The following is an 18,048-nucleotide window of genomic DNA, read 5'->3' on the forward strand; positions in this document are numbered from 1 at the left end:
ATTACGAGGAAACATGCCGGATCTTCCGCCGCCCCCGACACCCCAGGTCGAAGCCGTCGTGGTCCACCCGCCGAGGCTGGCTCCGCTCGGAGGCGAGGCGGCGTTCAGCGCCGTGCGGATCGGCCCCGAGGTGTTGAAGACCGAACCGCGGCTGGACGAGGCGCTGAAGGCGGCGCCGGGCGTCTCGCTGTTCCGCCGCACCGGCAGCGGCGCGGCCAATCCGACGACCCAGGGTCTGTCGCTGCGGGCCATCGCGCCTTCGGGCGCGGGCCGGGCGCTGGTGACGCTGGACGGTGCGCCTCAGAACGATCCTTTCGGCGGCTGGGTGATCTGGAGCGGCCTGCCGCCCGAGGGGCTGGACGGGGCGAGCGTCGTCCGCGGCGCGGGGGCCGGCCCCTATGGCGCCGGGGCGCTCACCGGCGTCGTCGCCCTGCAGGAACGCGGCGCGCAGGAGGGCGTCTCCGCCCTGGACGTGTCGGTGGGCGAGCGGGACAGCTACCGGGCGGCCATCGCGGGCGGGACCGAGAGCCTGCTGCTCACCGCCGCGGCCTCCAAGACCGACGGCTACTATGCCGTGCGCGGCCGTCAGCGCGGGGCGGCGGACGAACGTATCTCGCTGGAGGACGTCTCGGGGGCGATCCGCGCCCAGCACGACTTCGGCGGCGTCCAGGCGGCGGCCCGGGTGTCGGCCTTCCGCGAAATCCGCGGCGCGGGCCTAGTGGGCGCGCGGTCGGTGGCCTCTGGTCAGTCGGCGAGCCTGACCCTGGCGCGTCCGGCCGAGGCGGGCGTGGGCGGCTGGCGGCTGCAGGGCTGGGTCCGCGAAAGCGACCTGAAGAACAGCTCCGTCGCCGTGGCGGCCGGTCGGGTGGGCACGACCCTGGCCAACGACCAGTACAAGACGCCCGCCACCGGCTATGGCCTGAACGCCGCCATCCAGGGCAGCCTCGACGCCATCAACTGGGAGCTCGGCGCTGACGCCCGCTGGACCGACGGCAAGGTGCGCGAGCGCTTCCGCTACCAGAACGGCGCCTTCACCCGCGATCGCGAAGCCGGGGGCGAGACCTTTGTGGCGGGCGCCTATCTGGAAGCCGCCTATGACCAGGGGCCGTGGATTGTCACCGGCGGCGTGCGGGTGGACCGCTCCAAGTCCAGCGACGCCATCCGCCGGGAAATCGACACCGCCACTGGCGATGTGACCCTCGACGAGCGACCGGACGGGTCGTCGGAAACGACGCCCACGGCGCGCCTCGGCGTCCGCTACGACCTGACCGACGGCCGTTACGTGCGCGGCGCAGCCTACGCCGCCTTCCGGCCGCCGACGCTGAACGAACTGCACCGGCCGTTCCGGGTGGGCAATGACATCACCGAGGCCAATCCCGCGCTGCAGCCCGAGACGCTGCAGGGCCTGGAGGTCGGCGTGGGCGGCGAGGGCGCCGTGCACTGGGGGGCGACCCTGTTCTGGAACCGGATCAAGGACCCGATCACCAACGTCACCATCGGCATCGGCCCCGGAACCTTCCCCACCGCCGGCTTCGTGCCCGCCGGCGGCGTGCTGCGCCAGCGGCAGAACGCCGGGGAGATCGAGGCCTGGGGCGTGGAGGGCGAGGCCTCGGGCGACCTGGGGACGAACCTGTCCTGGCGGACGGCCTTCGCCTATGCCCATGCCGAGGTCGACGGCGGCTCGGCGGCGCCGCAGCTTACCGGCCTGCGACCGGCCCAGACGCCTAGGTGGACGGTGACGGCCGGCGCCGACTGGCGCCCGCTGGAGCGTCTGACCGTTTCGGCGGACCTGCGCTACGAGACCATGCGCTGGGAGGACGACCTCAACACCCGCCGGCTCGCCGCCGGGGTCCAGCTGGACGCCGGCGCTGCCTGGCGCGTGAACCGCACGACCGAGATCTATATCTCGGCCGAGAACCTCGGCGACGAGGAGCTGGAGGTGGGCGAGACGGCGGACGGCGTGGAGAGCTACGCCGCGCCGCGGACCTTCCGCATCGGCGTCAGCATCCGGCGGTAGGAGCTCAGGCCTCTTTCGCCATGGCCCGGGCGGCGGCGGCCTTGCTGGCCTCGTCGCCGTCGCGGGCCGCCTCCAGGAACTTGAGCACGGCGAGTTCGAAGGCGCGCTCGTCGCCTGACGCCTGCATCTTCAGCCCGCCGGCCTCATAGGCCTCGAGGATGGCCGGGTGGATGTAGGCGCTGCGGGCCACGGCGGCCGTGTTGCCAAGCACCCCGGCCACCGCCTTCACGCAGGTGACGATGTTGCGCCGGGCGTCGGCGGCGCTGGCGCATTCGGGCGAAAGCATCAGGGCGCGGGCGGCCATCACCGTGCCGGCCCAGGTGCGGAAGTCCTTGGCCGAGAAGTCCTCGCCGAGGGCCTCGCGGAGATAGGCGTTCACGTCGGCGGACTCGACCGCGCAGCGCCGGCCGTCCGCATCCACATATTGGAAAAGCCGCTGGCCGGGCAGGTCCTGGCAGGCCTTGATGATGCGCGCGAGCCGCCGGTCGTTGAGCCCGGTCTGGTGCATCTTTCCGCTCTTGCCGCGGAACTCGAACACGGCCCCGCCGCGGCCCACCTTCACGTGACGGTCGCGCAGGGTGGTGAGGCCAAAGCTCTTGTTTGTCTTGGCGTATTCCTCGTTGCCGACGCGGATCAGAGTGCGTTCCATTACAGCGATCACGGCGGCCAGCACCTTCTCCCGGGGGAGGCCAGGGCGCTTGAGGTCCGCTTCCACGCGGCGGCGCAGGCGGGGCAGGGCGCGGCCGAAGGCGATCACCCGGTCGTACTTGTGGCTGTCGCGCACCTCGCGCCAGCGCGCGTGATAGCGGTACTGCTTGCGCCCTTTCTGGTCGCGGCCGACCGCCTGGATGTGGCCGTTGGCCCGCGGGCTGATCCAGACCTCGGTCCAGGCCGGAGGAATGGCCAGCTGGCGGATGCGCTCCATCGTCCGCTCATCCGTCACCGGGGAGCCGTCCGGCTTGCGGTAGTTGAAGCCCTCGCCGCGGGCGGGCTGGCGGGTGAGGCCCGGGTCGGCGTCGCTCACATAACGAAGGCCGGCCTCCTGAAGCTCTTCGGCCGCGAGATCGTCGGGCATGTCCCTGGCCATGGGCCCTCCACTGGTGCGGCGGCAACGTGGTATGCGCGGCGCCGGTTCCTCAGCCGGAAAGCCCATCGCCTTGAACTACCGCCACGCCTTCCATGCCGGGAACTTCGCGGACCTGGTGAAGCACGCGGCCCTGCTGCGCCTCCTGGACGCGCTGGGGCCAGGGCCGCTGACCGTGATCGACACGCACGCCGGGCGAGGGCTCTACGACCTGGCGGGCCCCGAGGCGCGCAAATCCGGGGAAGCCGAGGCCGGGATCGTTCGCTTGATGGCGCACAGGGACGCGCCGGCTGTCTTCGGGCCTCTTGTCCGGGCCGTCAGCGCCCTGAACGCCGGCGGCGCCGTGCGGCGCTATCCGGGCTCGCCCTGGCTGATCGCCGAGCATCTGCCGCCCGCCGGCCGCTACCTCGCCTGCGAACTGCGCAAGGAGGAGCACGACGCCCTGCGCAGCGCCCTCAGGGGACGGGCCAATGTCGAGACGCTCTGCGCTGACGGCTATGCCGCGGCGGTTCAGCGATGCCCGCCCAAGGGCCGGGTGCTGCTGCTCATCGATCCGCCGTTCGAGAAGGCCGACGACTACGACCGCGTCATCGAGGCGTTGGAAGGCGCCCGGGCGCGCAATCCGCAGGTCCAGGCCCTGGTCTGGCTGCCGCTGAAGGATCTGGAGACCTTCGACGCCTTCCTGCGCGACCTGGAGGACGTGGTGGATGCGCCTATGCGCGTGGCAGAGGCCCGGGTGCGGCCGCTGGCCGACCCCATGAAGATGAACGGCTGCGCCCTGGTGCTGATGAACGGGCCGGACCTTTCGGCCGATCTGGCCGCGATCTGCGGTTGGGTGGCTGAGGAACTCGGCGAGGAGGGGGCGGCGCGAGTCTATGCCCTGGCCTCGGCCTCGGATCCGTAGCCGTCATCTCGTCCGGCTTACGGCCCGAAGCCTCACTTGGCGTGCGGCGGCGGCGCGCCGTAAGAACGGCCCGTGCTGAAGCGCGCCTTCGACATTTTGGCCGCCCTCGCAGGGCTGATCGTCCTCTCGCCGATTCTGTTGGGTCTGGCCGTGGCCGTGCGCCTGGACAGTCCCGGCCCGGCCCTGCACTGGTCACGGCGGGTGGGACGGTACAATCGCATCTTCCGGATGCCGAAGTTCCGGACCATGCGGACCGACGCTCCCGACGTGGCGACCCATCTGCTGCCCGATCCTGACCGCTGGATCACGCCGCTGGGCCGTTTCCTGCGCCGCTCCAGCCTGGATGAGCTGCCCCAGCTCTGGAGCGTGCTCACCGGCGAGATGAGCCTCGTGGGGCCCAGGCCCGCCCTGTTCAACCAAGACGATCTCGTGGCGCTGCGGACGGAGGCGGGTGTGGATCGGCTGCGCCCCGGCGTGACCGGCTGGGCCCAGATCAATGGCCGCGACGAGCTGCCCATCCCCGAGAAGGTGCGGCTCGACCGGGAGTATATGGAGCGCATGTCGCTGGCCTTCGACCTGGCCATTGTCCTGCGGACTGTCCGGTCGGCGATCTCGGGGCGCGGGGTGAGCCACTAGACCTTCCGGGGAACTCCACCGGACCGCCCGGGCGTTGAGGCGGATCGGAGATTCCCTTGAGCCAAGACGCCTTCCAGTCCCCGCAGCCCGGCCGCCGGCGCCAGGTCCCGCCTCCGCCAGGCCGGCGGCGGCCGATGCAACGGGCGAGGGCCTGGGCCCAGACCCGCTGGGAGAAGCTCAGCCAGGCTCGGCTGCACAGACCCCGGTTGAAGCGGCCGAGCAACCGGACCTTGAAGTGGGCGGCGGGCGTGCTCGCCCTCGTCGCCATCGCCGTCGCCATCCTGGCCGCCGTCTGGGACTGGAACTGGTTCCGCGGGCCGCTCGCCCGCTATGCCTCGCTGCGGATGCACCGGGAGGTCAGTATCGCGGGAGACCTCGAGGTGAAGGCATGGTCCTGGCAGCCCCGGGCCACGGTCTCGGGCGTGCGGATCGCCGACGCCGCCTGGAACGGCGAGGGCAATCCCGACGGCCGCCCCATGGGGACTTTCGAGAAGATCACGGTCCAGATCCGGCTGATCCCGCTCCTGTGGGGAGATGTGGATCTTCGCCTGCTCCGCTTCGACCGGCCAAACCTTCGCCTGGTGGCGGACGCGCAGGGGCGCCGGAACTGGGATTTCTCGGATGGCCGTCGCCAGGGCGAGCCGCTGCGGCTGCCGCCGATCCGCAGCTTCATCATCAATGATGGGCGGCTGGCCTATGCCGATGCGCGCCGTGACATGCGCTTCGACGCCACGGTGAACGCCAGCGAGACCCTGGGCCAGGCGAACCGGGGCTTTGAGCTAATCGGGCAGGGGACCATCAACCGCCAGCCGTTTCGGATGGAGGTCACCGGCGGCCCGCTGCTGAACATTGATCGCAACAAGCCCTATCCGTTCGCCGCCGACATCCGCGCCGGCCAGACCTTCATCACCGCCACGGGCAATGTGCCCAAGCCCTTCGACCTTGGCCGCTTCACCATGGCCGCCATGGCCCGGGGACCGGACCTGTCGGACCTCTATCCGCTCACCGGCGTCGCCCTGCCGAATACGCCGCCATACCGCCTGCGGGGGCGGCTCTCGCGTGACGGCCAGATCTGGCGCATCGACAACCTCGGCGGCCGGGTGGGCGACAGTGATCTGGCCGGGGATCTGAAGGTGGAGACTGGGCGCGAGCGGCCCATGTTCACCGCCGACCTTCGCTCGAACAGTCTGGACTTCGACGACCTGGGGGCCCTGTTCGGCGGCTCGCCGTCAACCGGCCTGGGCGAGACCGCCTCGCCGGCTCAGGCCGCCGTGGCCCGGCGCCTGGGCGCGCAGCAGCGTCTGTTCCCCGACTCCACGCTCGATATGACCCGCATCCGGGCCATGGACGCCGACGTACGCTACCGCGCGGCCGCAATCCGCGATGCGCCCATCGACCTGCGCTCGGGCTCCGTGCGGGTGAAGCTCGACAACGGTCTGCTGCGGGCCGACCCGCTGCGCCTGGATCTGCCCCGCGGCCGCGTCGCCGGCCACATCGCCCTGAACGCCCGCAAGGCGGTTCCGGCGACCGAGCTGGACCTCCGGCTCAGCAACGCCCGCATCGAGGAACTGGTCCCGGTCACCTATGGCGGCGGCCATCCGCTGACCGGCGCCCTGGCCGGGCGGGCGCGCCTCACCGGCCAGGGTGACAGCGTCCACAAGGCCTTCGCCACCGCCGACGGCGAGGTGATGATGGTGGCCCCTGGGGGCGAGATCCGTGAGGCGTTCGCCGAGCTTATGGGCGTCAATGTGGTCAAGGGGCTGGGCCTGCTCCTGAAGAAGGACATGGACAGCGTCCCGCTCCGCTGCGGCGTCGCCCATTTCCGTGCTGCCGACGGGGTGATGACCGCCAGCAACATCGTGCTGGACACCGAGCCGGTGCTGATCACCGGCCAGGGCAAGGTCGACCTCGGCCGCGAGCGGATGGCGTTCAGGCTGCAGGGCGAGAACAAGAAGTTCCGGCTGGTCCGGGTGCTGGCGCCGGTGACGGCGGAGGGGCCAATCCGCGCGCCTAAGCTGGGCGTGGAGGCGGGAACGGCGATCGGCCAGGGCGCGGTCGCGGCGGGTCTGGGCGCGCTGATTGCGCCGGTCGCCGCCCTGCTGCCGTTCGTGGATCCCGGCCTCGCCAAGGACGCCAACTGCGGCGCTCTGCTGGCCGAGGCGGGCCGCAAAGGGGCTCCCGCGCCTGCCGCCGCCCGTTGACGCCTCCAGTCGCCGCCCGGCAATGTCCTTCGCAATTGTGTAGCTGAGGAGACTCGGGACGATGGCGTTGGGTGGAAACTTGGGCGCGAGCCTTGCGGCGGCTCTCGGTGTTGGTCTGGCCGTGACGGTCGCCGGCGTGGCTGTGGCCCATGACGATCCGCCGCCCAAGGGCCAGCTGAGCCCGGCCCAGAAGGCTGCCTATGACCGCCACGCCAACTTCGAGAAGCTGGGGGCTGCCTTCAAGGCGCTGAACGACGAGCTCCGGAAGTCCAATCCCAACGTCGCCACGGTGCAGGCGCAGACCAAGACCATGGCCGCCCTGGCCAAGGCGCTGCCGACCTGGTTCCCGCGCGGCAGCGGCGTCGAGGTCCGACCGAAGAGCGAGGCCAAAGCCAACATCTGGACCGACGCCGCCGGCTTCAACGCCAAGGCTTCGGTCTCTCTGGCCGAGATCAACAAGCTCAACGACGCCGCCCTCAAGGGCGACATGGGCGCGGTGAAGGCCCAGGTGCGCGCAGCGGGCGGCGCCTGCAAGGGCTGCCACGACGTCTATCGCGAGAAGAAGAGCTGATCGTGAGCGCCGCCGGAGTCCGTGCGAAGCTCTGGGACGCGCCGGTCCGCCTCGTCCACTGGCTGCTGGTCGTCCTGGTCGCCTTCTCGTGGTGGTCGTCGGAAGACCATCTGAACTGGCACCGCTGGAGCGGCTACGCGATCCTGGGGCTGGTCGCCTTCCGCATTCTGTGGGGCTTCGCCGGCGCCGGCGCGGCGCGCTTCTCCAGTTTCGTTCGCGGGCCGAAGGCGGTCGCCGCCTATGTGCGGACCCTGCCGGAGCGGGCCGCCTCAGCTACGCCCGGCCACAATCCGCTGGGCGGCTGGAGCGTGATCGCGCTCCTGCTCGTCCTCGCCGCGCAGGTGACGACCGGCCTCTTTACGGTGGATATCGACGCCTTCGAGGCCGGTCCGCTGTCGCATCTCGTCAGCTATGACCTCGGCCGCACCTTGGCCGAGCTGCACGAATTCTGCTTCCGCCTGCTGCAGGTGCTGGTGGCGCTGCATGTGGCGGCGGTGCTGTTCTACCTGCTCTACAAGCGCACCAACCTGATCCGGCCCATGGTCACCGGCTGGCGGACCTTCCCCGAGGATCCGGGCCTGGCGAGCGCGCCGGTGTGGCGGCTGCTGGCGTCGATCGCCGTCGCAGCCGCCCTGGCCTTCGCCGCGTCGAAGGGGTTCTGGACCTAGCTGCGCTCGGCGGCGTCGCGCAGGCAGGCCAGCCAAGCCTCCTCGCGGGCCTTCTCAGCCTGGCGCAGCTTTTCTTCCGCCTCGCGGACCGCGGCGTCGTGCTTGCGCCACGCGCCCACCGCCTCCTCGCGGGCAGCGCGGGCGGCTTCCATGGTCGGATAGCGGGCGAGGACGGCGCGCGTGGAGTAACTCACCGGCGGCCCCACGGTCTCGCGGTCGGGATAGAAGCCAGTGATGGAATCCCCCGTCTCGCTCTCCACGTGGAACACGTCGGCCCACCCGGCGTGATGGCGCATCAGGGCCCAGGGACGTTCGATCCGTTCGCTCACCGAATTCTCCTCTTTGGAAATCTAATACGAGGGCCGACTAAGCCTTAGCGCGCCCGCACCGGCCGTCCAACGCCAGAGCGCGATTTCGGCTTCCATTCCCCCGCGTCGTCGTGGGAAAGCCACGCCATTGTTCCAGGCGATTTGAAGCGGGCGTGTTTTGTCGAAGATCGTAATCGGCCGCCAGTTCTGCGGCCCGCCGAATTCCGGCAACGGCGGTTATGTCTGCGGCGTCATCTCCGAGGGGCTGGAAGGCCCGGTGACCGCCGTGCTTCGGGCCCCTGTGCCGCTGGATGTCGAACTGACGGTGGAGCCGCAGGACGGGCTGCATGTGCTGCTCGGCGAGGCTGGGCCCATCGGCAGCGCCGGGCTGGCCAAGGTGGAATTGCCCGATCCGCCGCCCGCGCCGAGCCTAGAGGCCGCCCGGGCCGCCGGCGCCCGGCACGTGGGCCTGCACCAGCGCATCCATCCCATCTGCTTCACCTGCGGGGTGGCGCGGGAGGAGGGCGACGGCCTGCGGGTTCTCCCCGGCCAGCTGGAGGGGGCGGAGCCCGGCGTCGTCGCCTGCGCCTGGCGGGCGCACGAGAACTTCGCCCGGCCGGACGGGACCATCGCGCCCGAGATCGTCTGGGCCGCGATCGACTGCCCCGGCTATTTCGCCTGGTATGAAAAGGAAGGCCGGCACGGCGCCTTGCTGGGAACCATGACCGGGGAGGTTCTGCGCGCGCCCCGCGCCGGCGAGGAATGCATCCTGCTCGCCTGGCCGATCGCCAAGGAGGGTCGCAAGGAATTCGCCGGCGTGGCGCTCTACTCGGCCGAAGGCGAACTGATGGCCCGGGCCCACCAGGTCTGGATCGTCATCGGCCCGCTGCCCGCCGTCGCCGCCTGACGTCCGGCGCTTGCGGCCGCACCGCGGAGCCGCCAACCTTCGGAGGCGAAGGGGATTCCACATGCGTGCAGCTTCGGTATCGGATTTTCGGGAACTGGCCCGGCGTCGGCTGCCGCGGATTTTCTTCGAATACATCGACGGCGGCAGCTATGCGGAGGTGACGCTCAAGCGGAACGTCGCCGACCTTGAGGAGATCGCCCTGCGCCAGCGGGTCATGGTGGACATGACCCAGCTCTCCATGAGCACCGAAGTGCTGGGCCAGAAGCTGTCCATGCCGGTGGGGCTCGCGCCGGTGGGGATGGCCGGCATGTACGGTCGGCGCGGGGAGACCCAGGCCGCCCGCGCCGCCGCCGCCGTTGGGGTTCCATTCTGCCTCTCCACCGTGGGCGTCTGCTCAGTGGAGGAGGTGGCCGCCACCGGAACGCCTCCATGGTTCCAGCTCTACATGCTCAAGGACCGCGGCTACATGCGCGAACTGCTGAGCCGGGCGAAGGAGCTGGGCTCGCCCGTGCTGGTGTTCACCGTCGACCTGCCAACGCCGGGGGCGCGCTATCGCGACGTGCGTTCGGGCTTCACCGGCGTGAGCAAGCTGGAGGCGGCGCTGATCCAGGCCTGGGACGGGATCACCCATCCGGCCTGGACCTGGGACGTCTTCGTCCATGGGCGGCCGCACACGCTGGGTTCGGTGGCCGCGGCGGTGCAGGGCAGCCGGCGGGTCACGGACTTCCTGGCCTGGATCGCCCGAAACTTCGACCGGTCGGTCACCTGGAAGGACCTGGACTGGATCCGGGAGACCTGGGACGGCCCCATCGTGGTCAAGGGCGTGCTGGACCCCGAGGACGCCAGGCTGGCGGCCAAGGCCGGGGCGCAGGGGATCGTGGTGTCGAACCACGGCGGCCGGCAGCTGGACGGCGTGCGCTCCTCGATCTCGGCCCTGCCGGGCATCGCCGACGCCGTGGGCGACCGGATGGAGGTCTTCATGGACGGCGGGGTCCGCTCGGGCCTCGACGTGCTGAAGGCCCTCGCCCTCGGGGCCAAGGCCTGTTTCGTGGGGCGCGCCTGGGCCTATGCCCTGGGGGCCGGGGGCGAGCCGCAGATCCGCAGGATGCTCGACATCATGCGGTCGGAACTGGCGGTGGCGATGATCCTCACGGGCTGCAACGACGTGCGCCAGGCCGGCCGCCACCTGCTCGACCTCGACTGAAAATCCGCGCCGCGGGATGCGGCAACCCGAACGGGTCCCCATGTGTTCTCTCCGCCCAGGACGGGAGATCGACATGCAAGAGGCGCGTGCGTTGGCCTACTCGCTCAGCCAGGCCGAAACCGGCTGGCTGTGGAGCGTGTACGATGAAGACGGGGAGACCGTAGCCCGAGGACTGGACTCCAGCAGAGCCGCCGCCCAGGCGGCCATAGACGCCATGCTGAACAGTGCGGCGGAGCTTCTTTGCCTTCCCAGGCTGCGCGGCTGAGCCGCCGCCTGATCTGGCTGCGCCCCGGGAGCGGACTGGGCTAGAACGACGGCATGCCGGTGCAACGGACAAGGGCGCTGCGCTTCCTGGGGCGCTTCGAGACACGCGCGCTGCTGATCCTCATGGCGGCCATGGGCGCGCTCTGGGCGTTCATCGCCATCGCCGGGGCGGTGAGCGCGGGCGACACCCATGCGGTCGATGCGCAGCTGATCCTCATGTTCCGCAACCCTGCGGACCTGTCCGATCCCATCGGCTCGGGTTCGTTCGAGGAAGCGGTGCGGGACGTCACCGCTCTGGGCGGCTTTACCGTCGTCACCCTGACCACGGTGGTGGGCGTTCTGGCCTTCCTTTTCCACCGACGCTGGAAACACGCCCTGGTGCTCGGGGGGACCGTGCTGCTGGCCTTCGCCTCCAGCGAGGGAACCAAGGCCCTGTACGGCCGGGCCCGGCCCGACCTCGTGCCGCACGGCTCCAACGTCTATTCGGCCAGTTTCCCCAGCGGCCATTCCACCCTGTCCACGGCTACCTTCCTGACCCTCGCTGTGCTGATCGCGAGCCTGGAAGAGCGCCGGCGCTCGAAGGCCCTGGTCTATGTCCTGGCCGTGATGGTCATGGCCGCGGTGGGCCTGAGCCGGATCTATCTCGGCGTGCATTGGCCGAGCGACGTGCTGGCCGGGTGGTGCCTGGGATCGGCCTGGGCCTTTGTGGCGTGGGTGGTGCTGCGCTGGGCCGGCGGTCGGACCCGAGGCTAGATCAGCCGAAGCCGGCGAGGTGCGGCGTCCGGCCATTCCAACCCGACACCTTCTCGAACGCCGCGCCCAGGCTCACGACGGCGGCCTCGTCGGCCGGACGGCCCAGGATCTGCAGCCCGACCGGCAGGCCGGTCCGGGTGAGGCCGCAGGGCACGGTGATCCCCGGCAGATCCACGTAGTTGGCCGCCCGGGTGAGACGGCTGAGCGGCGAGATGGTCTCGTCCACCTCCTCCAGGGTCGGGGCGGGGAGGGGGCAGGTGGGCGACAGGAGGCCGTCGTAGGGGGCGAGCCAGGCGTGGAAGGCCGCCTGGTCGGCGGCGCGGCGGGCCCGGGCCTCGTCGAGCTCTGCGTCGGTAATGTCCCGACCGGCCTCGAACCGTCGGACGATCCAGGGATCCATGACTTCGGCGAGGCGGGTGATCCGCGAGCCCCATACTCGCCAGCCCTCGCCGGCCATCAGGAGGCCGTTGGCGTCGAAGGACCCCTCCAGCACCGGTGGCGGGGCGACCGTTTCCAGCACCGCGCCGGTCTCGGCGAAGCGGGCCGTCGCTTCTTCATAGAGTCGCGCCACCTCGGGATGCAGGCCGCCCAGGGCGTCGGGCGGCAGGACGGCGACGCGGCGGCCGGCGACGTCCGCGGCCAAGGCGGCCTCTGCGTCGAAGGCCTCGCGCACCGCCGAGGCCTCGTCCGGTCCGGAGATCGCCGCCAGCATCCGGGCGGTGGTGGCCACGTCGCGGGCGAGGACGCCCACCGTGTCGAGAGCGGGGCTCAGGGGATGGACGCCCCGCAGGCTCACGAGGCCGCGGCCGGGCTTGAGGCCCACCACGCCGCAGACGGCCGCGGGGATGCGGACCGAGCCGCCGGTGTCGGTGCCCAGGGCGCCGTCGCAAAGCCCGGCGGCGACGGCCACGGCCGAGCCCGAGGACGAGCCGCCCGGCGCCCGCTGGATCTTGGCGTCCCAGGGATTCCACGGGGCGCCCACGGCCCGGTTAGTGCCCCAGCCGCCATAGGCCAGCTCCACCGTGTGGGTCTTGCCGACGATGCTCCAGCCCGCCTGCAGGAGGCGATCGACGACGCGGGCGTTGCGCGCCGGCGAGGGATCGACCGGCGTCCGGGCGCCGCCGCCCGTTGGGACGCCGGCCACGTCGATCAGGTCTTTCACCGCCAGGACCGGTCCGTCTCCGTCCTCGCCGAGCAGGGGCGGATCGAAGACCTGGACGAAGGCCTTCAGGCGGCCGTCGTAGCGGCGGATGCGATCGAGGGCCTCCTGTGGGGTCATGGCCTCCGTTATCGCTGACCTGGGGGAAGGAAACCAGATGACGTCGATCGACGAGCGGCGGTAAATCATGGGCGACATGATGTCGTCGCTCCCCGACCAGCTCCGCGCGACCGTCCGTTTCCTGGGGCGGGTGCTGGGCGATGTGATCCGGGCCCAGGACGGCGTGGCGGTGTTCAACCAGATCGAGGACATCCGAAAGGCCTCGGTGGCCTTCCACCGCGAAGGCACGCCAGAGGCGGCGCGGCTGATGGCCGAGCGGCTGTCGTCCCTGAGCCTCGAGGACACGGTCCGTTTCGCCCATTCGTTCGCCTGCTTCCTGCAGATCACCAACATCGCCGAGGACCAGATCCAGCGCCGGCGCATCCGGGCGGGGGATGCGCGGCAGGACACCCTGGCCGGCGCCCTGCGGACCCTGGCCGCAGAGGGTGTGGACCGGGCGGCGGTGATCCAGTTGCTGGCCGGGGCGTTGATCGCGCCGGTGATCACCGCCCATCCCAGCGAGGTGCGCCGCAAGAGCGTGCTCGACCGCCAGAGCGCCATCGCCCGCGGCCTGGAGGCGCTCGATCACGCCCGCACCGAGGCCGAGCGAGCGGCGATCGAACGGCAACTGGTGCGCGAGGTCTCGATCTTCTGGCGCACCCGTCTGCTCCGGCACGTGAAGATCGCCGTCAGCGACGAGATCGAGAACGCCGCTTCCTATTTCGAGCGCAGCTTCCTGAAGGCCGTGCCGCGGCTCTACGCCCATTGGCGCGAGGTGCTGGGCGAGGAGGCCGCGTCGCTGCCGAGCTTCCTGCGGGTCGGCAGCTGGGTGGGCGGCGACCGGGACGGCAACCCGTTCGTCACCGCCGCGGTGATGCGCGAGGCCATGGCCAAGCAGTCGCGGGCTGCGCTGCGGATGTACCTGGATCGCATCCACGCCCTGGGGGCGGAGCTGTCGATCTCGTCGGACCTTGCCGAGGTGACGCCCGAGCTGAGGGGCTTGGCCGACGCCGCGCAGGATCCGTCGCCGCAAAGGATCGACGAGCCCTATCGCCGAGCGCTCACAGGCATCTATGCGCGGCTGGCCGCCACCTATCCGCGGCTCACCGGCGAGACGCCGCCCCGGCCGCCTAGCGCCGCGGCCGAGCCCTACGACAGTCCGGACGCCCTCAAGGCCGATCTGCAGACGGTGCTGGATTCCCTGCTGAGGGTGCACGGACAAGCCTTCGCCGAAGGGCCGCTGCCCGACCTGATCCGCGCCGTGGACGTGTTCGGCTTCCACCTCGCCACCCTCGACATGCGGCAGAACTCGGCGGTCCACGCCCGGGTGGTCGCCGAACTGCTCCGGCGGGCTGGGGTCGTGGAGGACTATGAGGCGCTGGACGAGGCGGCGCGCTGCGACCTGCTGCTGCGGGAGCTGGGCCACGGACGCCTGCTGGCCTCGCCGTTCGCCGTCTATGGCGACGAGACGACGCGCGAGCTGGAGACCCTCGCCGCAGCGGCCGCGATCAGGCACCGCTACGGGCCTGAGGCCATCCGCAGCTACATCGTCTCGAACACCACCTCGGTCTCGGACCTTCTGGAGGTGTACGTCCTTCTGAAGGAGGTGGGGCTGTTCGTCCCCGGATCGCCGCCGAGGGCCGGGATCTTCGCCGAGCCGCTGTTCGAGACCATCGAGGACCTGCGGGCCGCTCCCGAGACCATGGCCCGATATCTGGCCCTGCCGCTGATCTCCGATCTCCTGGCGGCCCACGGCCTGCAGGAGGTGATGATCGGCTACTCCGACAGCAACAAGGACGGCAGCTATCTGACCTCCACCTGGGAGCTCCACAAGACTTCCCGGGCGCTGAGCGCGGTGGTGAGCGAGGCGGGGCTGCGGCTGCAGCTCTTCCACGGCCGGGGCGGCGCCGTGGGGCGGGGCGGCGGCTCCAGCTTCGACGCTCTGGTCGCGCAGCCGCAGGGCACCGTGGGCGGGCGCATCCGCATCACCGAGCAGGGCGAGGTTGTGGCCAACAAGTACGCCGACCCGGAGCTCGCCCGGCAGAGCCTGGAGACGCTGACCGCGGGAGTGGTGCTGGCCTCGCTGCGCCGACAGGCCTCGGAGGACCTGGCGCCCTGGTCGAAGGCCATGGACGCCTTGGCCCGAACGGCCATGCGCGCCTATCGCAGCCTAGTCTACGAGACGCCGGGGTTTGCGGACTACTTCTTCGCCGCCACGCCCATCGCCGAGATCGCCGACCTGAACATCGGCAGCCGGCCGACCTCGCGGCAGGCCTCTCGGACCATCCACGGCCTGCGGGCCATCCCCTGGGTGTTCTCCTGGTCGCAGTCGCGGGCCATGCTGCCGGGCTGGTACGGTTTCGGCTCGGCGGTGGCCGAGGGCGGGGTCTCCATGGCCCAGCTGCGGGACCTGCACGCCGCCTGGCCGTTCTTCGCCACCACCCTGGCCAACATGGAAATGGTGCTGGCCAAGGCCGACATGGCCATCGCAGGCCGCTACGCCGGGCTGGTGGAGGACCGCGCGCTTGCAGACCGGGTGTTCGGCGCCATTCGCGCCGAGTGGGACCGCACCCTAGAGGCGCTGCTGAAGATCACCGGCCAGTCGTCCCTGCTGGAGCACAACCCGGACCTTGCGGCGGTGATCCGCTCGCGCCTGCCCTACATTGATCCCCTGAACCATCTGCAGATCGAGTTGATCCGCCGTCGCCGCTCAGGCGATGACCAGGCCGCCGTCCGTCAGGGCATCCACCTGACGATCAATGGCGTGGCGGCAGGACTTCGGAATACGGGCTGATGTCAGAGAACCTTTACGACCTGCTGGCCGGCGGCTTTCCCGCCGACCGAGCCAAGCCTTGCTTCCTGCTGAGCGGCGGGACCGTCAGCTACGGCGAGCTTGAGGACCAGGCCGCGCGCACCGCCGCCCGGCTGATCGCCGAGGGCGTGCGCCCCGGCGACCGTGTGGCGCTGCAGGCCGAGAAGACGCCCGAGGTCATCGTCATCTATCTGGCGACCCTGAAGGCGGGGGCGGTCTTCCTACCCCTGAACGCGGCCTACACGGCGTCTGAGGTGGACTACTTCCAGGGTGACGCCGAGCCTCGGGTCTTCATCACCGACCCGCCGGCCTATGTGCGGGAGGCGGCAGGCTTCGCGCCGCTGGAGACGGCGATCCCCCGGACGGCGGGTGACCTCGCCTCGCTGATCTACACCTCGGGCACTACCGGCCGGTCCAAGGGCGCGATGCTCAGCCATGGGAACCTCGCGGCCAACGCTCTGGCCCTGCACGCGGCGTGGGGGTTCACGCCCGACGACGTGCTGTTGCACGCCCTGCCGGTGTTCCGTGTGCATGGGCTGTTCGTGGCCCTTCACTGCGCCCTGCTGAGCGGTGCGCCGATGATCTGGTTGCCCAAGTTCAGCGATGGGGAGGTGCTGGCGGGCCTTGCCAAGGCGACGGTGATGATGGGCGTGCCGACCTTCTACACCCGGCTGCTGGCCAATCCCGCCTTCACCCGGGACGCGGCGGCCGGCGTGCGGCTCTTCATCTCGGGCTCGGCGCCGCTGCTGCCCTCGACCTTCGCGGAGTTCGAGGCGCGGACGGGCCAGCGCATCCTGGAACGTTACGGCATGAGCGAGGCGGTGATCATCACCACCAACCCGCTGGATGGCGAGCGGGTCGCGGGCTCGGTTGGCTATCCGCTGCCGGGCGTTGAGCTGCGGATCGGCGGCGGCGAGGAGACCGGCGTCATCGAGATTCGTGGCCCCAGCGTGTCCGGCGGCTATTGGCGGATGCCGGAGAAGACGGCCCAGGAGCTCACCGCCGACGGCTTCTTCATCACCGGTGACGTGGGTCGGGTCGACGCTGATGGCCGGGTGTGGATTTCGGGGCGGGCCAAGGACCTGATCATCTCGGGCGGCTACAATGTCTATCCGAAGGAGGTCGAACTGGTGCTCGACGAAATGCCCGGCGTTGTGGAGAGCGCGGTGATTGGCGTACCCTACGCCGATTTCGGCGAGGCCGTGGTGGCCGTCGTGCAGGGCGAAGGCGACGAGGCCGGGCTGATCGCCGAGGCGCGGCGGCGCCTTGCAGCCTACAAGACGCCGAAGCGGGTGGTGTTCGTCGCTGAACTCCCCCGCAACGCCATGGGCAAGGTGCAGAAGAACCTGCTACGCGAACGCTACGCTGATCTGCTTGCCAACTGACGGCGGGGCGGGGCCGGCGCCTCCAGCGGGCCGCGATCATAGTTGGCGATCGCCGCCAGGGTCTGCGGCTGGAGCAGGATAGCCACCCCTGACCGCAGCTCGATCAGCCGCTCGCGGCGAAGCTGCTGCAGGGTGCGGTTCACATGGACGATGGAAAGGCCGAGGGCGTCGGCCAGGATTTCCTGCGTCAGCGGCAGCGGAAAACGCTGACTGTCGCCGAGCCCGACGATCTGGAGCCGACGCTGGAGCTCCAGCAGGAAATGAGCGACCCGCTCGTATGCCGTCTGCTGGCCGAGGCGGACCATATGGTCCAGCAACAGCCGCTCGCTCTCAAGCGTCGAGGCGGCCAAGCCCTGTGCAAGGCCCGGGGCGCGCCCTTCGCACACATCCTCCAGCAACGGCGAGGCGTCGATGGTCTCCATGGCCGTGAGGGCGGTGACGGTCCAGGGCGCCGTCGCGCCGGCGCGTAGGTCGAGGCCGAAGGCGTCGCCGGGCAGAATGAAGCTGAAGATCTGGCGGCGGCCGTCGGGCAGCACCCGCTGGCGGGCGGCCCACCCCGTCACCACGAACCTGGGTTGTCGCCGGGTCTGGCCCTCGACGATGATCTCATCGCCGGGCCGGCGCCGTTCGCGCCTGTCGGAAAGCCCTCGCACCAGGGCTTCTTCATGTTCCGTGAGCGACGTCAGAGAACGCAGCCGATGGACGACCGGATCGATTGGCCATCCCGTCAGGCGCGGAGCAAGGCGGCTCGTCATCCCGCAACTCCCCCATGCCGGACCTCTTCAACGCTCGGCGCTCTGGCTGGCGGCCTGAGCGAGCGGCCGGCGCGGGTGGGTCCGGAAGAACACGGGCGTCGGCGATAAAAGTAGCGTTTGAAAGTCCGCGCGGTTCCGAACGGACCGTTGTGACCTGTGACGTGTGCAGGCCGCTGATGGATCAGATCATGGATCTGACGGATCAGATCGAAAAAATTTCGAGCAAAAACAGGGTTTAAGGGGAGGGGCTGAGGTCGGTCGATGGAACGACAGGGCCGGTCGGCCGTTCGTCCCGGCCACCCGATGCGTATCAGGAAAGAG

At 70.5% G+C, this 18,048-nt stretch carries 16 protein-coding genes; 12 read left to right on the forward strand and 4 right to left on the reverse strand.

What is annotated here, in order from left to right; genetic code table 11:
* Positions 1–13: 13 nt before the first annotated feature.
* Positions 14–2,017, forward strand: coding sequence for a TonB-dependent receptor (locus tag BO64_RS08760; protein ID WP_496402914.1), 2,004 nt, complete (start codon positions 14–16; stop codon positions 2,015–2,017).
* A 4-nt stretch (positions 2,018–2,021) separates the two neighbouring features.
* On the opposite strand, the gene BO64_RS08765 is transcribed toward BO64_RS08760, so the two are convergent.
* Positions 2,022–3,104, reverse strand: coding sequence for a DNA topoisomerase IB (locus BO64_RS08765; RefSeq protein WP_496402915.1), 1,083 nt, complete (start codon positions 3,102–3,104; stop codon positions 2,022–2,024).
* 70 nt (positions 3,105–3,174) lie between these two features.
* Here BO64_RS08765 and rlmJ point away from each other — a divergent pair, with 70 nt between their 5' ends.
* The 5 genes from rlmJ (at position 3,175) to BO64_RS08790 (ending at position 8,081) form a co-directional block, all read left to right on the forward strand.
* Positions 3,175–4,005, forward strand: a complete 831-nt coding sequence (gene rlmJ / locus BO64_RS08770; RefSeq protein WP_496402916.1) for a 23S rRNA (adenine(2030)-N(6))-methyltransferase RlmJ — start codon at positions 3,175–3,177, stop codon at positions 4,003–4,005.
* Positions 4,006–4,080: 75 nt separating this feature from the next.
* Positions 4,081–4,641, forward strand: a complete 561-nt coding sequence (locus tag BO64_RS08775) for a sugar transferase (protein WP_496403214.1) — start codon at positions 4,081–4,083, stop codon at positions 4,639–4,641.
* Positions 4,642–4,775: 134 nt separating this feature from the next.
* Positions 4,776–6,842 carry an AsmA family protein gene (locus BO64_RS08780; RefSeq protein WP_496402917.1) on the forward strand — a complete coding sequence of 689 codons (2,067 nt, stop codon included), beginning with the start codon at positions 4,776–4,778 and terminating at the stop codon, positions 6,840–6,842.
* 61 nt (positions 6,843–6,903) lie between these two features.
* On the forward strand, positions 6,904–7,413 hold the full coding sequence (locus BO64_RS08785) for a c-type cytochrome (protein ID WP_496402918.1): 510 nt from the start codon (positions 6,904–6,906) through the stop codon (positions 7,411–7,413).
* A 2-nt stretch (positions 7,414–7,415) separates the two neighbouring features.
* The gene (locus BO64_RS08790) at positions 7,416–8,081 is read left to right on the forward strand and encodes a cytochrome b/b6 domain-containing protein (protein WP_496402919.1); all 666 of its coding nucleotides are present in this window, start codon (positions 7,416–7,418) and stop codon (positions 8,079–8,081) included.
* Here the strand turns inward: BO64_RS08790 and BO64_RS08795 are convergent.
* Positions 8,078–8,410: a hypothetical protein gene (locus BO64_RS08795; protein ID WP_496402920.1), complete on the reverse strand. Its 333-nt coding sequence runs from the start codon at positions 8,408–8,410 to the stop codon at positions 8,078–8,080. The two genes, BO64_RS08790 and BO64_RS08795, sit on opposite strands and share 4 nt — an antisense overlap.
* Before the next feature lie 157 nt (positions 8,411–8,567).
* On the opposite strand from BO64_RS08795, the gene BO64_RS08800 reads away from it, so the two are divergent.
* The 4 genes from BO64_RS08800 to BO64_RS08815 all read left to right on the forward strand — a co-directional run bounded on the left by BO64_RS08800 (position 8,568) and on the right by BO64_RS08815 (position 11,517).
* A complete protein-coding gene (locus BO64_RS08800) occupies positions 8,568–9,296 on the forward strand; it encodes a hypothetical protein (RefSeq protein ID WP_496402921.1) in 729 nt (242 codons plus the stop codon).
* 61 nt (positions 9,297–9,357) lie between these two features.
* Positions 9,358–10,500: an L-lactate dehydrogenase gene (locus tag BO64_RS08805; RefSeq protein WP_496402922.1), complete on the forward strand. Its 1,143-nt coding sequence runs from the start codon at positions 9,358–9,360 to the stop codon at positions 10,498–10,500.
* A 73-nt stretch (positions 10,501–10,573) separates the two neighbouring features.
* Positions 10,574–10,765: a hypothetical protein gene (locus BO64_RS08810; RefSeq protein ID WP_496402923.1), complete on the forward strand. Its 192-nt coding sequence runs from the start codon at positions 10,574–10,576 to the stop codon at positions 10,763–10,765.
* Positions 10,766–10,818: 53 nt separating this feature from the next.
* The gene (locus tag BO64_RS08815; RefSeq protein WP_496402924.1) at positions 10,819–11,517 is read left to right on the forward strand and encodes a phosphatase PAP2 family protein; all 699 of its coding nucleotides are present in this window, start codon (positions 10,819–10,821) and stop codon (positions 11,515–11,517) included.
* A 1-nt stretch (position 11,518) separates the two neighbouring features.
* Here BO64_RS08815 and BO64_RS08820 read toward each other — a convergent pair whose 3' ends face one another.
* Positions 11,519–12,796 (reverse strand): amidase, encoded by a 1,278-nt coding sequence (locus BO64_RS08820; protein ID WP_496402925.1) that lies wholly within the window; start codon positions 12,794–12,796, stop codon positions 11,519–11,521.
* Positions 12,797–12,863: 67 nt separating this feature from the next.
* Between BO64_RS08820 and ppc the strand changes: the two genes are divergently transcribed.
* Both ppc and BO64_RS08830 read left to right on the forward strand, forming a co-directional pair.
* Complete coding sequence (gene ppc, locus BO64_RS08825) at positions 12,864–15,569, forward strand: phosphoenolpyruvate carboxylase (RefSeq protein ID WP_496402926.1); 2,706 nt, start codon at positions 12,864–12,866, stop codon at positions 15,567–15,569.
* A complete protein-coding gene (locus BO64_RS08830) occupies positions 15,569–16,972 on the forward strand; it encodes an AMP-binding protein (protein WP_496402927.1) in 1,404 nt (467 codons plus the stop codon). Before ppc ends, BO64_RS08830 begins: the two co-directional genes overlap by 1 nt.
* On the opposite strand, the gene BO64_RS08835 is transcribed toward BO64_RS08830, so the two are convergent.
* Positions 16,948–17,625, reverse strand: coding sequence for a Crp/Fnr family transcriptional regulator (locus tag BO64_RS08835; protein WP_496402928.1), 678 nt, complete (start codon positions 17,623–17,625; stop codon positions 16,948–16,950). The two genes, BO64_RS08830 and BO64_RS08835, sit on opposite strands and share 25 nt — an antisense overlap.
* Positions 17,626–18,048 lie beyond the last annotated feature (423 nt).

This window comes from Phenylobacterium composti DSM 19425, from assembly GCF_059568645.1.

What these genes read in the sequence shown, in the direction of transcription:
- BO64_RS08760 (WP_496402914.1), top strand. Translation starts at nt 14, where the DNA reads ATGCCGGATCTTCCGCCGCCCCCGACACCCCAGGTCGAAGCCGTCGTG.
- BO64_RS08765 (WP_496402915.1), bottom strand. Translation starts at nt 3,104, where the DNA reads ATGGCCAGGGACATGCCCGACGATCTCGCGGCCGAAGAGCTTCAGGAG.
- BO64_RS08780 (WP_496402917.1), top strand. Translation starts at nt 4,776, where the DNA reads ATGCAACGGGCGAGGGCCTGGGCCCAGACCCGCTGGGAGAAGCTCAGC.
- BO64_RS08785 (WP_496402918.1), top strand. Translation starts at nt 6,904, where the DNA reads ATGGCGTTGGGTGGAAACTTGGGCGCGAGCCTTGCGGCGGCTCTCGGT.
- BO64_RS08805 (WP_496402922.1), top strand. Translation starts at nt 9,358, where the DNA reads ATGCGTGCAGCTTCGGTATCGGATTTTCGGGAACTGGCCCGGCGTCGG.
- BO64_RS08810 (WP_496402923.1), top strand. Translation starts at nt 10,574, where the DNA reads ATGCAAGAGGCGCGTGCGTTGGCCTACTCGCTCAGCCAGGCCGAAACC.
- BO64_RS08815 (WP_496402924.1), top strand. Translation starts at nt 10,819, where the DNA reads ATGCCGGTGCAACGGACAAGGGCGCTGCGCTTCCTGGGGCGCTTCGAG.
- BO64_RS08820 (WP_496402925.1), bottom strand. Translation starts at nt 12,796, where the DNA reads ATGACCCCACAGGAGGCCCTCGATCGCATCCGCCGCTACGACGGCCGC.
- ppc (WP_496402926.1), top strand. Translation starts at nt 12,864, where the DNA reads ATGGGCGACATGATGTCGTCGCTCCCCGACCAGCTCCGCGCGACCGTC.
- BO64_RS08830 (WP_496402927.1), top strand. Translation starts at nt 15,569, where the DNA reads ATGTCAGAGAACCTTTACGACCTGCTGGCCGGCGGCTTTCCCGCCGAC.